We start from the raw sequence: 18,262 nt of genomic DNA, 5'->3' as shown, positions 1-18,262 counted from the left end.
CGTCCTGTAGTTTCAGGACGGGGCTTTTTGTATTTCTGCTCGTCCTGCATAATATACTTTATATATTGAAAGGAAGATCATTTATGAAGCACATTGATGTCAAGGAGATAATCTCCACCAAGGACTATGTAGGCAAGCAGGTAACTGTATGCGGCTGGGTACGTACCTCACGCAACTCCAAGAGCGTAGCATTCGTTGAGGTAAACGACGGTACCTCACTTAAAAACGTTCAGGTCGTAGTTGACAAGGGCGACAGCGACTACAAGGAGCCAAGAGTCGGCATGTCCGTAAAGGTAACAGGTACTGCTGTTGAGGGCAGAAACGAGACTGTTGAGATAAATGCAGCTCCCGACGGTATCACTGTACTGGGCGATGCTCCCACAGATTATCCTCTCCAGAAAAAGGGACACACCCTTGAATTCCTCCGTACTATCCCTCACCTCAGAGGCAGAACGAATACATTCAATGCAGTATGGCGCGTCCGTTCAGTGCTTGCTGCTGCTATACATGAGTACTTCCAGAAGAACAACTACGTTTATGTAAATACTCCCCTTATCACAGGCAGCGACTGTGAGGGCGCAGGCGAGATGTTCCAGGTAACAACTATCGGCTACAGCAAGGACTACAAGAACGAGGAGGAGTACTACGCTAACGACTTCTTCGGCAGAAAGGCAGGCCTTTCCGTATCAGGTCAGCTGGAGGGCGAAATGGCTGCAATGGCTATGGGTAAGATCTACACATTCGGTCCCTCATTCAGAGCCGAGAACTCCAATACTCCAAAGCACCTTGCAGAATTCTGGCATGTTGAGCCCGAGGTAGCTTTCGCAGAGCTGGACGACGTTATCGAGATAGCTGAGAATATGCTGAAATACGTTATCCGCAAGCTCCTTGATACATGTCCCGATGACATGAAGTTCTTCGACGCTCACTTTGAAAAAGGTCTTATCGAGCGCCTTGAGGAGCTTATCTCCCACGACTTTGCAAGAGTTACCTACACAGAGGCTATCGACCTCCTCAAAAAGTCAGGTGAGAACTTCGTATACCCTGTAGAGTGGGGCTGCGACCTCCAGACAGAGCATGAGAGATACCTCTCCGAGAAGGTGTTCAAGAAGGCTGTATTCGTAACAGACTACCCCAAGGAGATAAAGTCCTTCTACATGAAGCAGAACCCCGACGGCAAGACCGTTGCGGCTGTTGACCTCCTTGTCCCCGGTGTCGGCGAGATAATTGGCGGCAGCGAGCGTGAGGCTGACTATGAGAAGCTCATCGCTGCTATGAACGAGAGACAGATGAACCTCGACCTCTACAGCGACTACCTCGACCTGAGAAAGTTCGGCTCAGTACCTCACGGCGGCTTTGGTCTGGGCTTCGAGAGACTTATCATGTATACAACAGGCATGGCAAATATCCGCGACGTTATACTCTTCCCGAGAACAGTCGGATCTATCAGATGATTTAACGGCAAAGCCGTTAAAAGATGAGAGTTGAAAGTGTAGAGTAGAGAGTTAATGTGTTCACTTCGCTCACATTATTTAAATAATGTCGCCGCAGGCGACACCATAACTTTCAACTCTCAATTCTAAACTCTAAACTTCAAAAAGTACAGCACGGCTTTCGTCAATGGCGCCGATAGCCGTAAAAATATCAAGTAAAGGAAAGTGATTGATCATGTCAAGATCGCTGTATATCCCCAAGGACTATAAATCAAGTCTAACGCTGAGAGAAACTCAGCACGCTATCAAGTACATCAAGGACGTATTTCAGACGGCTCTCTCTTTTGCACTTACACTTGACCGTGTATCAGCTCCCCTGATCGTTAAAAAGGGCAGCGGTATCAACGATGACCTCAACGGCGTTGAGCGCAAGGTGGATTTCGACATCAAGGAGATCGACGCAGAAGCAGAGGTAGTTCAGTCGCTGGCTAAATGGAAGCGTATGGCTCTCTATCGCTACGGCTACAATGCAGGCGAGGGCATCTACACTGATATGAACGCTATCCGCCGTGATGACGATACAGATAATACACACTCCATCTTCGTTGACCAGTGGGACTGGGAAAAGGTCATTACCCGCGATCAGAGAAATATCCAGTTCCTCAAAGAGACAGTAAAGTCCTTGGTCAAGGCTATCGCTTATACAAAGCGTAAGGTAAGTCTCCGCTATCCTCAGCTGGATGCAAAGATCTGTGAGGAGCCTTACTTCATCACTACTCAGGAGCTTGAGGATATGTATCCCGACAAGACAGGTCACGAGCGTGAGCGCCTTATCACAAAGGAGCACAAGACCGTATTCCTTATGGGTATCGGCGGAAAGCTCTCCAGCGGTGAGAAGCACGACGGAAGAGCTCCCGACTACGACGACTGGTCACTGAACGGCGATATCCTCTTCTGGGACGAGGTTCTCGATGATTCTCTGGAGATATCCTCAATGGGTATCCGTGTTGACGAAGAATCCCTTAAAAAGCAGCTTGCCGAGTGCGGCGCTGAGGACAGAATGCAGTACAAGTACCACCAGATGATAGCTGACGGCACACTTCCTCTCACTATCGGCGGCGGTATCGGTCAGTCAAGACTTTGCATGTTTATGCTTGAAAAGGCACATATCGGCGAGGTACAGTCCTCAATATGGCCTGACGATATGATAGAGAAGTGCGCTGAGAACGGTATCACTCTGCTCTGATAAAAAACATATAACGTAATAACTTGCTGAGCGTATGAACGGGATTCCAAAGGGACTGTGTTCCTTTGGCGGAGTCCAGAGGCAGGCTTAACCAGCCCGTCCCCTTCTGTCAGCTTCGCTGACAGAGGGGACGGACCCGATTAGGGGGCCCTGCAAGAGAGGGCGTCCTTTAACGGGCGCTCGGAAATCGCCCCTACACATGATAAAAAGCCCGAAAGCTATGCTTTCGGGCTTCGTTTGTTATATTCGTATTTGCGGGCGACCACTGTTCGCCCCTACAAGCTAATGGCTGCTTAACCTCTTAATTCTGCTCCGATAGCGCTGAGTGCTTTCAGTACGCGCTTCATAGCGCCGTCTGCCTGCTCGTCTGTGAGAGTACCCTCGTGTGAACGCATTGAAATAGAGTAAGCAATACTCTTCTTGCCGTTCTTCTTCATGTCGTCGCTGCGGTATACATCGAAGAGAGTTACCTTTTCAAGTATCTTTCCTACAGCGCCCTTGATAGCCTTTTCAAGCTCTGCAACAGGCATATCCTCGTCCACAAGGAGACTGAGGTCACGGGTAGTTGCAGGGAATTTGGGCAGTGGCTGATAGGTTATCTTGTCAGCGGCAGCTGCCATGAGCTCGGGGATATTGAGCTTTGCAACGTAGGTCTTTACGCCTATCTCATATGTCTCCTGTACCTCGGGGTGAACCTCGCCCATGATACCGAGAGGAGAGCCGTCCTTGAGGATAACTGCGCTTCTGCCGGGGTGGAGAGCGTACTTCTCGTCGAATACATCGCTGTCATTTGCGCGGATATACTCAACGTCGTCGATTTTCAGCTCTGCGAGGAGCTGCTCTACCATGCCCTTGAGGGTGTAGAAGTCAGCGTCGCCGCCGTACATACCGATAGTGAGCTTCTGTGGCTCGTCGGGGAGTGAGTAGCTGTACTTGTGCTTCTGCTTGCCGCTGTTAGCAAGTGTATCGCCGTTGATGAAAGGCTTTTCCTGCTCGGCAGGGAGGTACTCCTTAGCTATCTCAAAGAGACAAGCCTTGTCGTTGCGGTTGTTGTAGTTGAAGGAGAGAACGTCCAGCATTGAGGGGATAGTAGATGTTCTCATAACGCTGGTGTCCTCGCCCAGAGGATTAACGATCCTTACTACCTTGCGGAGCTTGCTGTCCTGTGGGAGGCGTATCTTATCGAAGTACTTGGGAGATACGAAAGAGTATGTAGCTATCTCATAGCCGCCGAGAGCAACAGCTGCATTTCTCAGTGTGCGTGTGAACTTCTGCTCCTCTGTGAACTCAGCTCTTGCAACGCCGCGGAAGTCTGTTGAGGGGATATTGTTGTAGCCGTAGATACGTGCAACTTCCTCTGCGATATCAGCCTTGCAGCCGATGTCTATACGGAATGAGGGAGCTATTACCCTGCCGTTCTCTACCTTGAATTCAAGTCTTTCGAGGTACTTTATCATGTCAGCCTCGGATATATCAGTGCCGAGGAAATTGTTTATCCACTCTGCGCTGAACTCAACGGAAGCGGGTGTCTTGTCTGTGTAGTCGCAGTCGATGACAGTATTGAGAACTTCACCTGCGCCCAGCTCCTCAACGAGCTGGAAAGCTCTCTTCAAGCAGGTCATGGAGATAAGTCTGTCAACGCCCTTTTCGTAGCGTGCGGAAGCGTCGGACTTTAAGCGGAGCTTCTTTGAGGTCTGTCTTACCTGAGTTGGCTCAAAGTATGCGGACTCGAATACAACAGTTGTTGTGTCGTCCATGATACCGCTGTACTCGCCGCCCATGATACCTGCAACAGCAACGGGCTTCTTCTCGTCAGCGATGACCAGCATATCGTCTGTGAGCTCACGCTCTACGCCGTCGAGTGTCATTATCTTTTCGCCGTTCTTAGCGTTGCGGACATTGATGTGAGCTCCCTCAACGTAGCGGAGGTCGAAAGCGTGCATAGGCTGACCGTATTCCAGCATTACGTAGTTTGTGATATCAACGAAATTGTTGATAGGACGGACGCCGCTTGCACGGAGACGCTCTCTCATCCAGCGGGGAGAAGGTCCTATCTTTACGTTCTTTACGATACCTGCGCAGTATCTCTGGCACTTCTCTGTGTTGTGGATATCGACTTTCAGCATTGAGTTGATATCGCCGTCAACGCCCTTGAACTCGGGAGCGTTTACCTTCAGCTCTGTGCCGTAGGTAGCGGCAGTCTCTCTTGCAAGACCGATAACGCTGAGACAGTCGGGGCGATTCGAGGTTATCTCGAACTCAACTGAGGTATCGTCCAGACCTATAGCAGTGTGGATATCCTCACCAAGCTTGCAGTCTTCCTCGATAACGAATACGCCCTCGGGGTCTGCGTATGGGAAATCGTGAGCTGTGAGACCGAGAGTTTCAAGTCCGCAGAACATACCGAAGCTCTCAACGCCGCGCATCTTGCACTTCTTTATCTTGCCCTCGGGGAGAACAGCTCCGTCAAGAGCAACGGGAACAAGGTCGCCCTCTTTTACGTTCTTAGCGTTTGTAACTATCTGTATGGGAGCTTCTGCGCCGATGTCCACCTGACATACGAACAGCGCATCGGCGTTTTCGTGAGGTCCCTTTGAGAGTATCTTACCAACTACTACATTGGAGATATTGCTGCCCTCTTTTTCGTAGCATTCTACCTTTGAGCCGCTCATTGTGAGGGCATGGCAGAAATCCTTTATAGGCATATCGGCTTTCACGTAGTCGCCGAGCCATTTCATAGATAAATTCATATCTTTTTTCCTTTCGATTTATTGAGCCGTTAGCCGTCAGCTGTCAGCCTTTAGCTAATGGTATCGCCCGTGGGCGATGATATTGAAAAATTAATTTTATCCGTCCGGCAAAATCGGACACCATAAGCTAAAGGCTTATGGCTTAATCAGAAATTAGTTTAGAACTGTTCTAAGAATCTTGTATCGTTCTCGTAAAGGAGACGGAGATCGTTGATATCGAAGCGTCCCATTACCATACGCTCAAGTCCGAGACCGAATGCAAAGCCCGAATACTCCTCAGGGTCGATGCCGCAGTTCTCAAGAACCTTTGGGTGTACCATGCCTGCGCCCAGAAGCTCGATATAGCCCTCGTCCTTACACATTGAGCAGCCCTTGCCGCCGCAGTTGAAGCAGCTGATATCTACCTCACAGCTTGGCTCTGTGAACGGGAAGTGGTGAGGACGGAAGCGGAGCTTGCAGTCATTGCCGTAGAGCTTCTTCATAAGCATTTCAAGAGTGCCCTTGAGGTCGCTCATTGTGATGCCCTTGTCAACTACGAGACCCTCGATCTGGTGGAAGAGAGGGGAGTGAGTAGCGTCAACGGCGTCGGAACGGAAAACTCGTCCGGGAGAGATGATACGGATAGGGGGCTTCTGGTTCTCCATAACGTGTACCTGTACGGAAGATGTCTGTGTACGGAGAAGAACTGTCTCGTTAGTACCCTCGATGTAGAAAGTATCCTGAGTATCTCTTGCAGGGTGATCGGGAGGGAGATTGAGAGCCTCGAAAACGTGGTAATCGTCGTCGATCTCGGGACCGTCAGCGATATTGAAGCCCATACCGATGAAGATCTCTCTGATCTCGTTCTCCACCTTAGTGAGAGGGTGGAGCTTGCCGAAAGGAGCGTGCTTGCCGGGGAGAGTAATGTCGATCTTCTCCTCTGCCAGCTTTGCAGCCTGTGCGTTTGCCTTCAGTGAAGAAAGCTTAGTGTTCAGAGCCTCTTCGATGTCTGCTCTTACCTTGTTGGCAAGCTGACCTATAACAGGTCTTTCTTCTGCGGAGAGCTGTCCCATCTGCTTTAAGATAGCTGTGAGCTCACCCTTTTTGCCGAGGAATTTTATCCTCAGGTCGTCCAGCGCCTTGATCTCTGTACAGGAGCTGAGTTCCTGCTTAGCCAGCGCTTCGATTTTTTCAAGCTGTTCTTTCATTGTTTCACCTCAAAATTTTTTAGTTGAGAATTGAGAGTTGAGAGTTGAGAATGATTGTGTGCCCTGACGGGCATTGATTATAATTATCATCGCCGCAGGCGATACCAAAATTTTCAATTCTCAATTCTACATTCTCAATTCTTTTTGTGTCGTGACTAAATAAAAAAGCCCTGTCCAACAGGACAAGACTTAAAACCTTGCTTTTATACCACCCATTGTCAGGAGAGCCGACACTCTCTTGTCTCTAACGCAGACCTACGTCGCAGCCTACTACGCCGCATCGCCGCAGCGCTTCCGCCTTGCCCCTCGTGAGTGAACTTCGGTACGGACGGTCACAGAGCGCTCACACCTCACCGCTCCTCTCTGAGGAGACCTCCACATACTTACTCTCTCAGTCATCGGGTTATACATCAATTATAAAGCCCAAATCCAAAAAAATCAAGTCTTTTTCAAAAAAAATCCTCCCTTGACGCAAACTTGTGAAAAAAAGATGAAGCATTTGAAAAAAATGATATGATTTATTGCATTCTGACTAAAAATGTGTTATTATTAATATGCATCACTTTATATATACCGAATGGAGATAATAAAATGGATAATTTTGCAGAACAGCTTGTAAAAAAGAACGAAACGTCTTCGGATAAAACAAGGCGCGTAATGGTCATGGTAGTGGGAGCGCTCCTTACGCTGACCCTTGCGGCTCTTGCCATATTGCAGCTGAGAAATCCCATACTGTCACTTCTTGGCTTGGCTCTTGCAGCGGCAGCAGGCTACGGCACTTATCATTACGTGCAGAACACCTACGTTGAGTACGAGTACACCTTTACCAACGGCGAGCTTGACGTGGACAAGATAATCGCAAAGAAGAAGCGCCGTGAGATGCTTTCCACCAATATCCGCCAGTTTACCGACTTCGGAAAATATGACGACGGCATGGAGGAGTCCGACGATATGACAGTCATAATGGCTACGGACAATATAGCTTCACATGAGTATTATGCGGATTTTACCGATGAGACAGTGGGCTCGGCGAGACTTATATTTGCTCCCGACGAGAGGATGCTGGAGAATATCAAAAAAGCTCTTCCTGCAAGGCTGAGAACAAAGCAGCAGTAACAGGATAGTAATATAATTTCGGCGTGAAAACGCTAAAAAGGGAGGTCATTTATATGCAGATAGTTACACCAAAGCAAATGAGCAGACTTGAAGAACGCTCCGAGAAGCTGGGCGTGTCCAAGAGACAGCTCATGGAGAACGCAGGCGGAAAGCTTGCGGAGCTCATAGAGGGCTATTGCCGAAACGAGGCAAAGCTGGCTCCCGAGGACTGCTCGGTGGTATTCCTTGCAGGTACGGGAAACAACGGCGGCGACTGCTTCGCGGCGGCTGATATACTGGTTTATAAGGGATACAAGATAACTGTTATCCATATAGGCGGACTTCCCAAGACGCCCCTTGCTCAGGAGATGCTGAGCAGACTTCCCCGTGAGAGGATAACCTTTATAGAGGGCTTCCGCAGCGGCAATGTTGAAGCTGCCATTGAAGCGGCGGAGCTTGATTATATGACCATACAGCCAAAAAATGCAGGCAGCTCCGACGATAAGAAGGAGCACAATCCCCTTGATGATATACTCCTTGCGGAGAAGAACCGCATGGGACTTATCAAGGGTGCTATAGTGGGAGCACAGGTCCTTGTGGACGGCGTTTTCGGAACAGGCTTCCACGGACAGCTTGACAAGGATACTATGGGTATCTTTGGCATAGGCTCGGGAGCTTACCGCATCGCGGTGGACGTTCCAAGCGGCGGAAACAGCTCCTCGGGTACGGCAGCCGTGGGGATATTCAAGGCTGACGAGACTATCACATTCGGCTTTATAAAGTCGGGTATGTCCCAGTTCCCAATGAAGAAATACTGCGGAAAGGTGACAGTTGCAGATATCGGTATCCCTCATGAGGCTATGAAAATACTGGAGGGCGAGAGGAAGTACTACCGTATCGAGAGAAACTTCCTTGCATCGTATCCGCCCAAGCGCGACAGAGACGCTCACAAGGGGGACTTCGGAACCGTCCTCGTTATCGCAGGAAGCTCCTCCATGCGCGGAGCTGCGGCGTTTGCCGCACTGGGAGCTCTCAGGAGCGGCGTGGGACTTGTCCGTCTGGCTTCCGTTGAAAAGTGCATAGACACCGTTTCCGTACTTGCTCCCGAGGCTACGTTCTTGGAGCTTGAAAGCGACGATTACGGCTTTATGCTCTATGATACCAGCCGCCAACTCCTTGAAGAAGCAATGAAAAAAGCCGACGCTGTGGTCATGGGCTGCGGTATGGGAGTAACTCCCGACACTATAGAGCTTACTAAATTTGTGGCGCAGAATGCTCCCTGTCCCGTAATTATCGACGCAGATGGCATAAACTGCATAGCAAAGGACATAGATATTTTAATGAAGAAGCGCACGGACATAATCATCACACCTCATATGGGGGAGATGGCAAGGCTTCTCAGCTGCGACACGGAGATGATAGCCGAGAACAGGCTCATTGCCGCCGAGAAGTACGCAGAGCAGTACGGCATAACCGTTGTCCTCAAAGGCGCAGGCACTGTGGTGGCTGACAGCCACTCCACAGCCGCTAACCATACAGGCAACGCAGGTATGAGCGTGGGCGGCAGCGGCGATGTGCTGGCAGGCATGATAGGTGCTGCTGTGGCACAGGGCTGCGGCGTGTTCGACGGAGCCTGCGCAGGCGTTTATATGCACGGACTTGCAGGCGATACGGCAGCTCGGAAGCTGGGTATGGAGGCTATGCTGCCGAGGGATATCATCGGCAATATCTCCGACGCTTTCGGCATTTTAAAGGAAAAGAAGAGAAATATGACTGTTTGAGGGAAGCCCCCTCTGGCGGAACGCAGGTTACATTTACAAGAATGTAATTTCAGGCTCGGTGCCCCGACTTTTCGGTTGAGGTAAGCGTATTAAGAACGGTCGGATGTGAAAATATATTTTCATTGCTTGATAGGAGCTGGTATTATGAAAAGGATATTCACATTCGTACTGACTATGGCGGCGGTGCTGTGCCTTGCAGCCTGCGCTGTACCCGAGGTGGGCAGCACCTCACGCAGAAACGGTCTGGGAACTGCTTTTTCGGCAGCAGTCAGCATTAATCTTGACCGACTTGAAGCCGAGGGCGAGATAAAGCGCTTCGGCGAGGGCGTGTGGCAGATAGAGTTCTCCGAGCCCAATACTCTCAGTGGCGTGAAGCTGGAATTCAGCGAGGGGAACGTTATTGCGTCCTACAAGGGGCTGAACTTTTCCGTGCCCCAGTCGGCAGTGCCCGTAAAGGCGATGATGCTGAATCTCATCAGGGCTGTGGACGACAACGCAAAGCTTGAAGAGCTCAGCGGCGAGGACAGCGACGGCATGCTGAAAGTCAGCGGCAGCCTTGACGGCGGCGATTATACTCTCACCGTTGATAAGGACGGATTGCTCAGCGGCTTTGATATGCCCAACAATAAGCTGACTATGAAGTTCACGGATATGAAAACTGCTGAGATAACCGTGGAGCAGGCAGCTTCGGAGCCTGTGACGGAAGTGACAGAAGCCGAGACTTCGACCGCTGAAACGACAACCGAACAGTAAAGCAAGAACCACAGGCATCACCTGTGGTTCTTTTGGTATTCAGTTAACTTATGTTTAAACATCAGCGGCATCGTAGCCATATTCCGAATTTGTACGAGGTAAAATGTATCGTGATACCTTTTCAAGGGAGAATTCCTCAAATTCGGCAGCAGTTATATAAATTACCAGATCGTTATTTGTTTCAGTGTATTCGTATCTGATGTTCTTCTGTTCAAGCTGCTTGATAGATTGCTGAACCATATATCTGTCGTATTCATCAAGGGCTTCATGGAATATGCGATAAGCGTTTCCTGCGTCCTTATTATTTATGAACGCCTCATAATCGGCTTCCATTTTATCACGAAGGAATTCGCCGTCAACGATATACCTTGCAAGGAATTCTTCACCGTAATACTTTACTCTTAGCTCGTACCAATCCTTATCCCACTTCTCGCCGTCGGGCTTGCCTGTCGTATACAATGCTTCGCTGTATTTCAGCGAATCGCCCTCCTTGCGCAGCTGTGCGTATTTTTCGTAAAGGCTGGTCTGATAATCCCAGTCATCACGGTATTCGATAAGTGTTTTGCCGTTATATTCATAATTGTAATCAGTACTGAACTCAAGTGAAACAGAGATCACGTTATTCGGATCGGTGATATTTTGTAATGTTCTGTACAGATCGGCAGAAATGGTCTTTCCGTTGTAGGCAACATAACCCCAGCTTGCGTCCTGAGCTGTTGCGGGAGCTTGCGGCTGAGGAACAGAAATGACGCCAAGGAGAAGGGATTGTATCATCTGAGCGTCACCTACAGTAAGACCGTCGCCGTCCATATCTGCATTTGATATGCCCTGTGGGGTGAGATGAACTTCAGCTGTGCCGTTTTCACCGTACTTATCGGGATTTGCAAGCGCCTGCATGACAAGTACCGCGTCCGCCATATCAACTGTGCCGTCACAGTTTGCATCGCCTTTGGCGGAATTAATGTCATCAGCCAAAGCAGTCGTGGGAACAGCCGCAAAAGCTGTCAATGTGAGTGCTGCTGCAAGAACAGCTGATAATAACCTTTTTTTCATAAGATGACCTCCTTTTTATGTGAAGTATTATTCGTTTTTCAATAAGCGCTGCTTGCGCTTTCACTTATTAGACGTTTCAGACTGCTGTTTCTCTCACATTTTTTGAAAAATGTCCGAGATTTGTATGCCTGCACAAAAAACACTGTTATATATTTGTGCAGTTATACAGGGGTGGGGAAATATTGCCATGCATGAGTTCTCCTGCAAACCTTGCCATTCTCAGGCTTTTGTGATATAATCTAATTAATGTTACTTTTCGGGAGGTCAGCCATGAAGAAACGATACAGCGTTCCGCTCATACTTATAGGACTGATGATAATCATAAACATCATAGCGCGTTTCTGCCGTCCCTTTGCGGACTTTTACGTTACAAAGATATTTCCGAGGATATCCGACTGCGTATCCTTTATCAGCGGACTTTTCCCGTTCTCGCTGGGAGAAATGCTGACCGTTGCCGCAGTTGCGCTGGTGATATTCGGCATCCCCCTGTTTCTGCTGCTGCTCATTTTCAGAAAGGGCAAACGCCGCAGGACAGTCGCTTTTGCAGGGACTCTCGCCCTGTGGATAATATGCTACGTGACTGTTACCGAGACCATGAACTGCTTCATCATGTATCAGTGCACGCCCTTTTCCGAGAAGTATTTCCCCAATGCGCATGAGCATACCGACGAGGAGATAACGGAGCTCTATGGGGCTCTTATCATGAAGTGCAACGAGCTTGCCAAGCAGGTCCCCCGCGACGATGAGGGCTGCTTCACTCTTACCTGCGACTTCAAAAGCGAAGCACGCACCGCCATGAAGCGCACAGGGGAGAAGTATTCACAGCTCCGCGGCTATTATCCCGCTCCCAAGCCAATACAGTTCTCATATTTCATGAGTCAGTCCAATCTGACGGGAATATACCTGCCATACACCATCGAAGCCAACTACAACGATGATATGGTCAGGGCGAATCTGCCGTCAACGGTCTGCCATGAGCTTGCCCATTTAAAGGGCTTCATACAGGAGGACGAGGCGAATTTCATATCTTTTGTGGCAGCTACGGGCAGCGACAATGTGGAGTTTCAGTATTCGGGCTATCTTGACGCGCTGGAGTACGTACATAATGCTGTCTGGGAGAACGAGATAGAGGAAGCAATGCCCCTTTCCGAGGGCATTTCCGACGAGGTTCTGCGGGACTGGTTCAGGTTCATGCCCGAGAATTATTGGGAGGAGAACGCAGATAAGGAGGTCATTTCAACCGAGACAGTCAGCGAAGCTTCTACTGCTGCCATAGATACCAATATCCGCATGAACGGCAGAGAGGACGGTATCCGTGCATATTCTATGGTGGTGAATCTGCTGCTGGACTACTATTACCCATAATTATCAAAAAAAGACAGGAGAATAAAAATGAAAAAAGCAATTGCAGGAATCATCGCATTAACAGTAATATTCGGTACATTAACAGGCTGCGGGAAAAAAAGCTGCCAAGGACGCTTCGGATAATACAGCGACAACAAAGGCTTCACAGGAAGCGACAACAGCTGAGGCTGTGGAGGAGACTACAGCTGAGACTGCGGCTGAAACTGTTGAAGAAGGCTCATATGAGAGACTTATCAGGGATTTTATTGACGCATATGTTGGAAATGAACGCAAAAAGACTCTTCTGATGCAGTATCCCGAGGGCTATATGGATATAGTCAAAGTGACTATGAATGGCGATGATGATGACGAAATGACAGTAAATGACAGTATGACCGAGGAAGAAGCGGTCACTTATTTACAGCATGATCTGTATATGAACTTCAATGAGGATGAAAAGCTGAGATTCAAGGGTGTTATCAGCGCTGAGCCGATTTTGGGAGCAGAAGCGGATAAAATAAAGCAGGTATGGGGACTTGCAAAAGGTCTCGAAGCGTGGATAAAGGAAAACGGCGGACCTGATAAGATCGACCGTTATGAGCTTGACGAAATAGAGTCCGATCTTATGGGCGAGGACCTTACAGACACCTGCGAGCTTGAAGAGTGCTATCATGTGACATTTGCGGTGGAATACGCAAAAACAGGCGAGGTCTCAGAGGCGACCATAGATGTTTTCCGCATGGCCGGTGAAGGCTGGAAGGTAAATGTTGATCGCACTAAAGGCGATGTCAGAAAGGAGAAGAGCAATTCGGAAATTGCTGATTCCGCATACAGTGCAATGAATACAGCCATTATCAGACTTGAAGAGGAGACGATGAGTTCGGCAGGCATGGATAAGCCCTTTATCGTAGGCTCTGATGACAATATGGATACTGATCTTTCCGAGGGCTTTGATGCAAATGCGTTCAGGAAAGAAACTGCACTCTACATGGACGATATAAACGATATGAAGTGGTTTGCTGTGGTATATAAGGATTTTATCATATACGTTGCTGCTGATCTGTCTGAGGGCAGTGAGCCTGCGGGTACTTATCCTGCCGACAGTGTTCTCAGCGGCTTCGGCGAAGGCGGCGGCGGAGAATTTGAGGAAAATTCAGAGCCGAAGACCCTGAAAGAGCTGTACGGCATATGTGCCGATCTTGTTGAGAAATATTGATCCTGTCTGCATATAACGCTTTGCCTCCGAATATACTTCAAGTATCAAATACCGGAGGTAAGACCATGCAGGACAAGACTGTTAAACAAAATCACAATATGATACTGGAGAACCGCAAAAGCCTGAGTATTTCTGGCATAACCGACGTGGACAGCTTCGATGAGAGGGAGATAATACTCTACACTCAGTTGGGGGAACTGACCGTTCAGGGGCGGGAGCTGCATATCGACGCCATGAGCGTTGAAACAGGCGATATGACCATAACAGGCGACATATGGGCGCTGATATATGGAGACAAGGACAAGAAAGGTCCTATCTCAGCTCTCGGGAAGCTGTTCAGATGACAGTCCCCGAGACATTTTTCACTGTCAGCGAGGAGCTGCGGCTTTTCGGGCTTTTCTGCCTTATGGGAGCAGCTGTTGGAGCTGCTTACGACGTGCTCCGCGTCATGAGAATGATGCTGCCCCATAACAGCGTCCTTGTGGCAGCTGAGGACATCGGCTTTCTGGGACTTTACGCCGTGGTGCTGACGGCTTTTTCAAACGCTGCGGCAAGAGGGGAGATGCGGCTTTATTTCGCTGTCGGCAGTGTTCTTGGCTTTACGCTGTATTTCTTTACCCTCGGAAGAGTAGTGACTGCCACTCTGCGGAAGCTTTTTTCGGTCATGGGAGCTGTTTTTAAGCTGATTTTCAGACCTGTAAGGGCAGTTTTTGCACCTCTATGTAAAAAAGCAACGGTTGAATTTGTAGAAAGTCTCCAAATTATTGTTAAACCACTTAAAAAAATAAAAATAGTATTGCTAAACAGGCGGCTTCTGTTGTATAATAAAATGGCAAATAAAAAGAGAAAGAACGTGAAAAACGTTGCGCAAAAAAATGAAACACGAAAAACAGAAGAAAAAAGGTCTGTTCAACGGCGCTCTCGTTAAATTAGCCGCTGTTGCCGTTTTTATCGGATGTCTGGTGCTTATCGTGACGACCAATAAGGACTGCGACGCTAAGGAAGAGCAGATGGCGAGGATACAGACTAAAATAGATGCTTATGAGACCGAAAATGCCGAGCTGCAGCGTGTCCTTGACAGTGATGACCTGAAGGAATATATGGAAAAGGTCGCACTTGAGGAGAGAGGCTATGCCTATCCCGACGAGCGCAGATTTTACGACACTACAAGGGATTAATAGGATCGGAACGATCCATAAAAAGGAGTTATAAATATTTATGCAGCTGGAAATAGGTAAGGTTTACAACGGAAAGGTCAAGGGAATCACTCAGTACGGAGCTTTCGTCGATATTGAGGGCGGAGGCACAGGTATGGTGCATATTTCCGAGATCGCCAATACATATGTAAGCGATATCCGCGAGCATCTTACCGAGGATCAGGACGTAAAGGTCAAGGTCATCGGTATCAACGAGCAGGGAAAGGTCAGCCTGTCCATTAAAAAGGCTTCGGAAAACGGTGATGCTCAGCCCCGTCAGCGCCGCTTTGACAAGGGTCAGGGCAAGTTCGACAAGAACGATAAGGGCGGAGATAAGTCCGAGAAGTTCGACAAGGGCGAAAAGAACAGTGAGCGCCCACAGCGCAGCAAGCCTGTGATATGGGAGCCTAAGAAGCAGATACCACCGTCTGAAATGACATTTGAGGATATGATGTCACGCTTCAAGCAGACCAGTGAGGAGCGCATGTGTGACCTCAAGCGCAGTACCGACAGAAAGAACGGTACAAGAAGAAAGTAAACCATAGCCGTCCCGTGAGGGCGGCTTTTTTGCACTTGCTATTTTTTTTGTTTTATGATATAATACTTATGAATCAGCATAAAGTTGAGAGTTGAGAATTGAGAGTTATGGTGTCGCCTTTGGCGACATTATTTGAATAATGTGAGCGTTGCGAACACATTAACTCTCAACTCTTCACTCTCAACTTTCAACTAACCCGATAGGTGGTTTTATGGACGAATATATGAATGAAGATCTGCGTGAAAAGCCAAATCACGCTCATTATCCGATCTGCCGCGGCAGAATGGGAGATATTGAGAGCAACAGCCATAAGATATTCTTTTTTACCCTCTTTGCCTGCCTTATCATGGCTTTTTTGTCGATACTCTGCATACCTATGCATGTTGTCGGCTGGATACCCATGATATTCAACAGCGAAGAGATAAGCAAGGGCGCTTTTCATGTCAGCATCGGCTTCGGCTTTGCACAGGTACTCAGCTGTGCGGCAATAGGCGTTATCGCAGCGCTGAATATGGGAAAACGCAAGGTGTGCGGCGTTATCCTGCTGATAATTTACTTTATGCTGCTTTTGAGCTCTCTTCTGGCATCGCTTACGGGCTTTGATGTTGTCACAGCCATGATAAGCTTTATGGGACTGTATTACTGCCGCGAAGCTATCAAGGATAAGAGGGACTACGAGCAGCTCTCAAAGACAGAGGGCTTTCCGCTGTTCAACGTTATTCTTGCCGAATATGACGATAATAAGAATTACCAGCCATACCTTAAAACAAAATATGGCACGGATTACTTCAATAAGATGACTCAGAATAACAGTGCGCCTGCCGCTCCTTTGCATGAACCGCCGAAGAATTTTTACGATCCCGATAACGGGCTCGGCGATATGCCCGAGCTGGACACAGTAAGCGTATCGGGTACGAATGCTGCAAGAGGCAGATTCAGTCCGCGTTCGGGAAAAGAGGGAGCTATTTCTTTCAGTCCGTTAAAACTCAAATAAGGGGGACATACTATGTTTGCAAAGGTTTCAAGTCTTGGACTTTTCGGGCTCAATGCCTTTCCTGTAGATGTAGAGATAGACATCAGCCGCGGCAATCCGATGTTTGAGATAGTCGGGCTGCCCGATACTGTAGTCAAGGAGAGCCGCGAGCGTATCCGCGCTGCACTGCGCTCATGCAGTATCAGCTTTCCTGTGGCTTCTGTCATGATAAATCTTGCTCCCGCAGACACCAAAAAGAGCGGCTCAGTTCACGATATGGCTATATTTATGGCTTTGCTCCGCGGTATGAGAATGATAACCGAGGAGACTGACGGCTGCGCGTTCATAGGAGAGATATCTCTCAACGGCGATATCCGCCGTATAAACGGAGCTCTTCCCATGGTAATGCTTGCCCGTGAGATAGGCATAAAGTCCGTATTCGTGCCTGCCGACAACGCCAAGGAAGCCTCTGTCATCGACGGTGTGGACATATATGCAGTCCGCAACGCCGAGGAGCTTATCCGTCATTTCCGAAACGAGGAGCTCCTCACGCCCTGCGAGCACTATATACCGCCTGAGGCTGCGTACAACGATCCGCTGGACTTTGCCGACGTAAGAGGTCAGCAGTCTGCGAAAAAGGCTCTGGAAATAGCTGCGGCAGGCGGACACAATGCCTTGCTCATAGGCTCACCCGGAAGCGGAAAGAGCATGCTTGCAAAGCGCATGCCGTCCATACTTCCGCCCCTTACCTTTGAGGAAGCGCTGGAAACAACGAAAATACACTCCATTTCGGGATTACTTACTCCCGAAATGCCCATAATAACCAAAAGGCCATTCCGCTCGCCCCACCATACCATATCTTCGGCAGGTCTTGCAGGCGGCGGAACTGTTCCGCACCCGGGAGAGGTGTCCCTTGCTCATAACGGACTGCTCTTTCTGGACGAGCTTGCGGAATTTGACCGCAAAACGCTGGAGATACTCCGCCAGCCCTTGGAGGACAGAAAGGTGACTATCGCCCGTGCATCGGGAACTGTGACCTATCCCTGTACAATTATGCTCATAGGAGCTATGAATCCCTGTCCATGCGGCTATTACGGACACCCCAAGCGCAAATGCATATGTCCGAAAAACAAGGTAACGGGCTATCTTTCAAAGATATCGGGACCGCTTCTTGACCGCTTTGACCTCCATATCGAGGTGGCTCCCGTGGAGTTCGGCGACCTTTCCTCAAAGGTAAAGGAGGAGAGCTCCGCGGACATCAGAAAGCGCGTTGTGGCTGCAAGAAAGTTACAGGAGGAGCGCTTCAGAGATACGGGTATAACCTGCAACGCCCTGATAACTCCCGATAAATTACAGGAATTTTGTCCTATGGACGAGGCTGCGGAAACACTGATGAAGAACGTGTTCGACAGACTTGGACTCAGCGCGAGAGCCTACGACAGGATACTCAAGGTGGCGCGTACCATAGCGGATATTGACGGCTCTGAGGTCATACGCAAGCAGCACGTTGCGGCGGCTGCCCAGTTCAGAAGCCTTGACCGCAAGTACTGGAATGAATAACAGTTGATAATGTAGGGGACGGCGTCCTCGACGTCCCGATTTAGGGAACGCCTTCTCTTGCAAGGCGGCACTAATCGTGCCCGTCCCCTCTGTCGCTACGCGACATCTCCCCACACCGTGGGGAGTCACCCTCTCAA

At 49.0% G+C, this 18,262-nt stretch carries 16 protein-coding genes and 1 other annotated feature (1 of these 17 only partly in view); of the genes, 13 read left to right on the top strand and 3 right to left on the bottom strand.

Annotation, left to right across the window (positions count from 1 at the left end; all coding sequences use genetic code 11):
• Window positions 1-10: a binding site (T-box leader), on the top strand (it extends 277 nt beyond the left edge of the window).
• 73 nt (window positions 11-83) lie between these two features.
• Together asnS and asnA are read left to right on the top strand one after the other, a co-directional pair.
• Window positions 84-1,454: an asparagine--tRNA ligase gene (asnS, locus tag N774_RS0107655; RefSeq protein ID WP_024860676.1), complete on the top strand. Its 1,371-nt coding sequence runs from the start codon at window positions 84-86 to the stop codon at window positions 1,452-1,454.
• Window positions 1,455-1,668: 214 nt separating this feature from the next.
• A complete protein-coding gene (asnA, locus tag N774_RS0107650; protein WP_024860675.1) occupies window positions 1,669-2,679 on the top strand; it encodes an aspartate--ammonia ligase in 1,011 nt (336 codons plus the stop codon).
• Between the two features lie 293 nt (window positions 2,680-2,972).
• Here the strand turns inward: asnA and pheT are convergent, their stop codons facing one another.
• Both pheT and pheS read right to left on the bottom strand, forming a co-directional pair.
• Complete coding sequence (gene pheT, locus N774_RS0107645; RefSeq protein ID WP_024860674.1) at window positions 2,973-5,429, bottom strand: phenylalanine--tRNA ligase subunit beta; 2,457 nt, start codon at window positions 5,427-5,429, stop codon at window positions 2,973-2,975.
• A gap of 158 nt (window positions 5,430-5,587) precedes the next feature.
• Entirely contained in the window at window positions 5,588-6,616 is a 1,029-nt protein-coding gene (pheS, locus tag N774_RS0107640) for a phenylalanine--tRNA ligase subunit alpha (protein WP_024860673.1), read from the bottom strand.
• 591 nt (window positions 6,617-7,207) lie between these two features.
• Between pheS and N774_RS0107635 the strand changes: the two genes are divergently transcribed.
• The 3 genes from N774_RS0107635 (at window position 7,208) to N774_RS0107625 (ending at window position 10,245) form a co-directional block, all read left to right on the top strand.
• On the top strand, window positions 7,208-7,732 hold the full coding sequence (locus N774_RS0107635; RefSeq protein WP_024860672.1) for a hypothetical protein: 525 nt from the start codon (window positions 7,208-7,210) through the stop codon (window positions 7,730-7,732).
• A gap of 53 nt (window positions 7,733-7,785) precedes the next feature.
• Entirely contained in the window at window positions 7,786-9,492 is a 1,707-nt protein-coding gene (locus tag N774_RS0107630; protein ID WP_024860671.1) for an NAD(P)H-hydrate dehydratase, read from the top strand.
• A gap of 144 nt (window positions 9,493-9,636) precedes the next feature.
• On the top strand, window positions 9,637-10,245 hold the full coding sequence (locus N774_RS0107625) for a hypothetical protein (protein WP_024860670.1): 609 nt from the start codon (window positions 9,637-9,639) through the stop codon (window positions 10,243-10,245).
• Between the two features lie 54 nt (window positions 10,246-10,299).
• Here N774_RS0107625 and N774_RS0107620 read toward each other — a convergent pair whose 3' ends face one another.
• On the bottom strand, window positions 10,300-11,298 hold the full coding sequence (locus N774_RS0107620; protein ID WP_024860669.1) for a dockerin type I repeat-containing protein: 999 nt from the start codon (window positions 11,296-11,298) through the stop codon (window positions 10,300-10,302).
• Window positions 11,299-11,568: 270 nt separating this feature from the next.
• Between N774_RS0107620 and N774_RS0107615 the strand changes: the two genes are divergently transcribed.
• The 8 genes from N774_RS0107615 to N774_RS0107575 all read left to right on the top strand — a co-directional run bounded on the left by N774_RS0107615 (window position 11,569) and on the right by N774_RS0107575 (window position 18,125).
• Window positions 11,569-12,663 carry a DUF3810 domain-containing protein gene (locus tag N774_RS0107615; RefSeq protein ID WP_024860668.1) on the top strand — a complete coding sequence of 365 codons (1,095 nt, stop codon included), beginning with the start codon at window positions 11,569-11,571 and terminating at the stop codon, window positions 12,661-12,663.
• A 169-nt stretch (window positions 12,664-12,832) separates the two neighbouring features.
• Window positions 12,833-13,858 carry a hypothetical protein gene (locus tag N774_RS0107605; protein WP_024860667.1) on the top strand — a complete coding sequence of 342 codons (1,026 nt, stop codon included), beginning with the start codon at window positions 12,833-12,835 and terminating at the stop codon, window positions 13,856-13,858.
• A gap of 65 nt (window positions 13,859-13,923) precedes the next feature.
• Window positions 13,924-14,202, top strand: a complete 279-nt coding sequence (gene yabP / locus N774_RS0107600) for a sporulation protein YabP (RefSeq protein WP_024860666.1) — start codon at window positions 13,924-13,926, stop codon at window positions 14,200-14,202.
• Complete coding sequence (gene yabQ / locus N774_RS0107595) at window positions 14,199-14,786, top strand: spore cortex biosynthesis protein YabQ (RefSeq protein ID WP_024860665.1); 588 nt, start codon at window positions 14,199-14,201, stop codon at window positions 14,784-14,786. Before yabP ends, yabQ begins: the two co-directional genes overlap by 4 nt.
• The gene (locus tag N774_RS0107590) at window positions 14,734-15,036 is read left to right on the top strand and encodes a hypothetical protein (RefSeq protein WP_024860664.1); all 303 of its coding nucleotides are present in this window, start codon (window positions 14,734-14,736) and stop codon (window positions 15,034-15,036) included. Before yabQ ends, N774_RS0107590 begins: the two co-directional genes overlap by 53 nt.
• A gap of 40 nt (window positions 15,037-15,076) precedes the next feature.
• The gene (locus tag N774_RS0107585; RefSeq protein WP_024860663.1) at window positions 15,077-15,592 is read left to right on the top strand and encodes a S1 RNA-binding domain-containing protein; all 516 of its coding nucleotides are present in this window, start codon (window positions 15,077-15,079) and stop codon (window positions 15,590-15,592) included.
• A gap of 211 nt (window positions 15,593-15,803) precedes the next feature.
• Window positions 15,804-16,586 carry a hypothetical protein gene (locus N774_RS0107580; protein WP_024860662.1) on the top strand — a complete coding sequence of 261 codons (783 nt, stop codon included), beginning with the start codon at window positions 15,804-15,806 and terminating at the stop codon, window positions 16,584-16,586.
• A 12-nt stretch (window positions 16,587-16,598) separates the two neighbouring features.
• On the top strand, window positions 16,599-18,125 hold the full coding sequence (locus tag N774_RS0107575; protein WP_024860661.1) for a YifB family Mg chelatase-like AAA ATPase: 1,527 nt from the start codon (window positions 16,599-16,601) through the stop codon (window positions 18,123-18,125).
• Window positions 18,126-18,262: the final 137 nt, after the last annotated feature.

The sequence above is a fragment of the Ruminococcus flavefaciens AE3010 genome (assembly GCF_000526795.1).
In the GTDB taxonomy this organism is placed as follows: domain Bacteria; phylum Bacillota; class Clostridia; order Oscillospirales; family Ruminococcaceae; genus Ruminococcus; species Ruminococcus flavefaciens_D.
Note: the sequence above shows the minus strand (reverse complement) of the source record. Positions and strands in the feature narration are given on the sequence as shown.

What these genes read in the sequence shown, in the direction of transcription:
- asnS (WP_024860676.1), top strand. Translation starts at nt 84, where the DNA reads ATGAAGCACATTGATGTCAAGGAGATAATCTCCACCAAGGACTATGTA.
- asnA (WP_024860675.1), top strand. Translation starts at nt 1,669, where the DNA reads ATGTCAAGATCGCTGTATATCCCCAAGGACTATAAATCAAGTCTAACG.
- pheT (WP_024860674.1), bottom strand. Translation starts at nt 5,429, where the DNA reads ATGAATTTATCTATGAAATGGCTCGGCGACTACGTGAAAGCCGATATG.
- pheS (WP_024860673.1), bottom strand. Translation starts at nt 6,616, where the DNA reads ATGAAAGAACAGCTTGAAAAAATCGAAGCGCTGGCTAAGCAGGAACTC.
- N774_RS0107635 (WP_024860672.1), top strand. Translation starts at nt 7,208, where the DNA reads ATGGATAATTTTGCAGAACAGCTTGTAAAAAAGAACGAAACGTCTTCG.
- N774_RS0107630 (WP_024860671.1), top strand. Translation starts at nt 7,786, where the DNA reads ATGCAGATAGTTACACCAAAGCAAATGAGCAGACTTGAAGAACGCTCC.
- N774_RS0107625 (WP_024860670.1), top strand. Translation starts at nt 9,637, where the DNA reads ATGAAAAGGATATTCACATTCGTACTGACTATGGCGGCGGTGCTGTGC.
- N774_RS0107620 (WP_024860669.1), bottom strand. Translation starts at nt 11,298, where the DNA reads ATGAAAAAAAGGTTATTATCAGCTGTTCTTGCAGCAGCACTCACATTG.
- N774_RS0107615 (WP_024860668.1), top strand. Translation starts at nt 11,569, where the DNA reads ATGAAGAAACGATACAGCGTTCCGCTCATACTTATAGGACTGATGATA.
- yabP (WP_024860666.1), top strand. Translation starts at nt 13,924, where the DNA reads ATGCAGGACAAGACTGTTAAACAAAATCACAATATGATACTGGAGAAC.
- yabQ (WP_024860665.1), top strand. Translation starts at nt 14,199, where the DNA reads ATGACAGTCCCCGAGACATTTTTCACTGTCAGCGAGGAGCTGCGGCTT.
- N774_RS0107590 (WP_024860664.1), top strand. Translation starts at nt 14,734, where the DNA reads ATGAAACACGAAAAACAGAAGAAAAAAGGTCTGTTCAACGGCGCTCTC.
- N774_RS0107585 (WP_024860663.1), top strand. Translation starts at nt 15,077, where the DNA reads ATGCAGCTGGAAATAGGTAAGGTTTACAACGGAAAGGTCAAGGGAATC.
- N774_RS0107580 (WP_024860662.1), top strand. Translation starts at nt 15,804, where the DNA reads ATGGACGAATATATGAATGAAGATCTGCGTGAAAAGCCAAATCACGCT.
- N774_RS0107575 (WP_024860661.1), top strand. Translation starts at nt 16,599, where the DNA reads ATGTTTGCAAAGGTTTCAAGTCTTGGACTTTTCGGGCTCAATGCCTTT.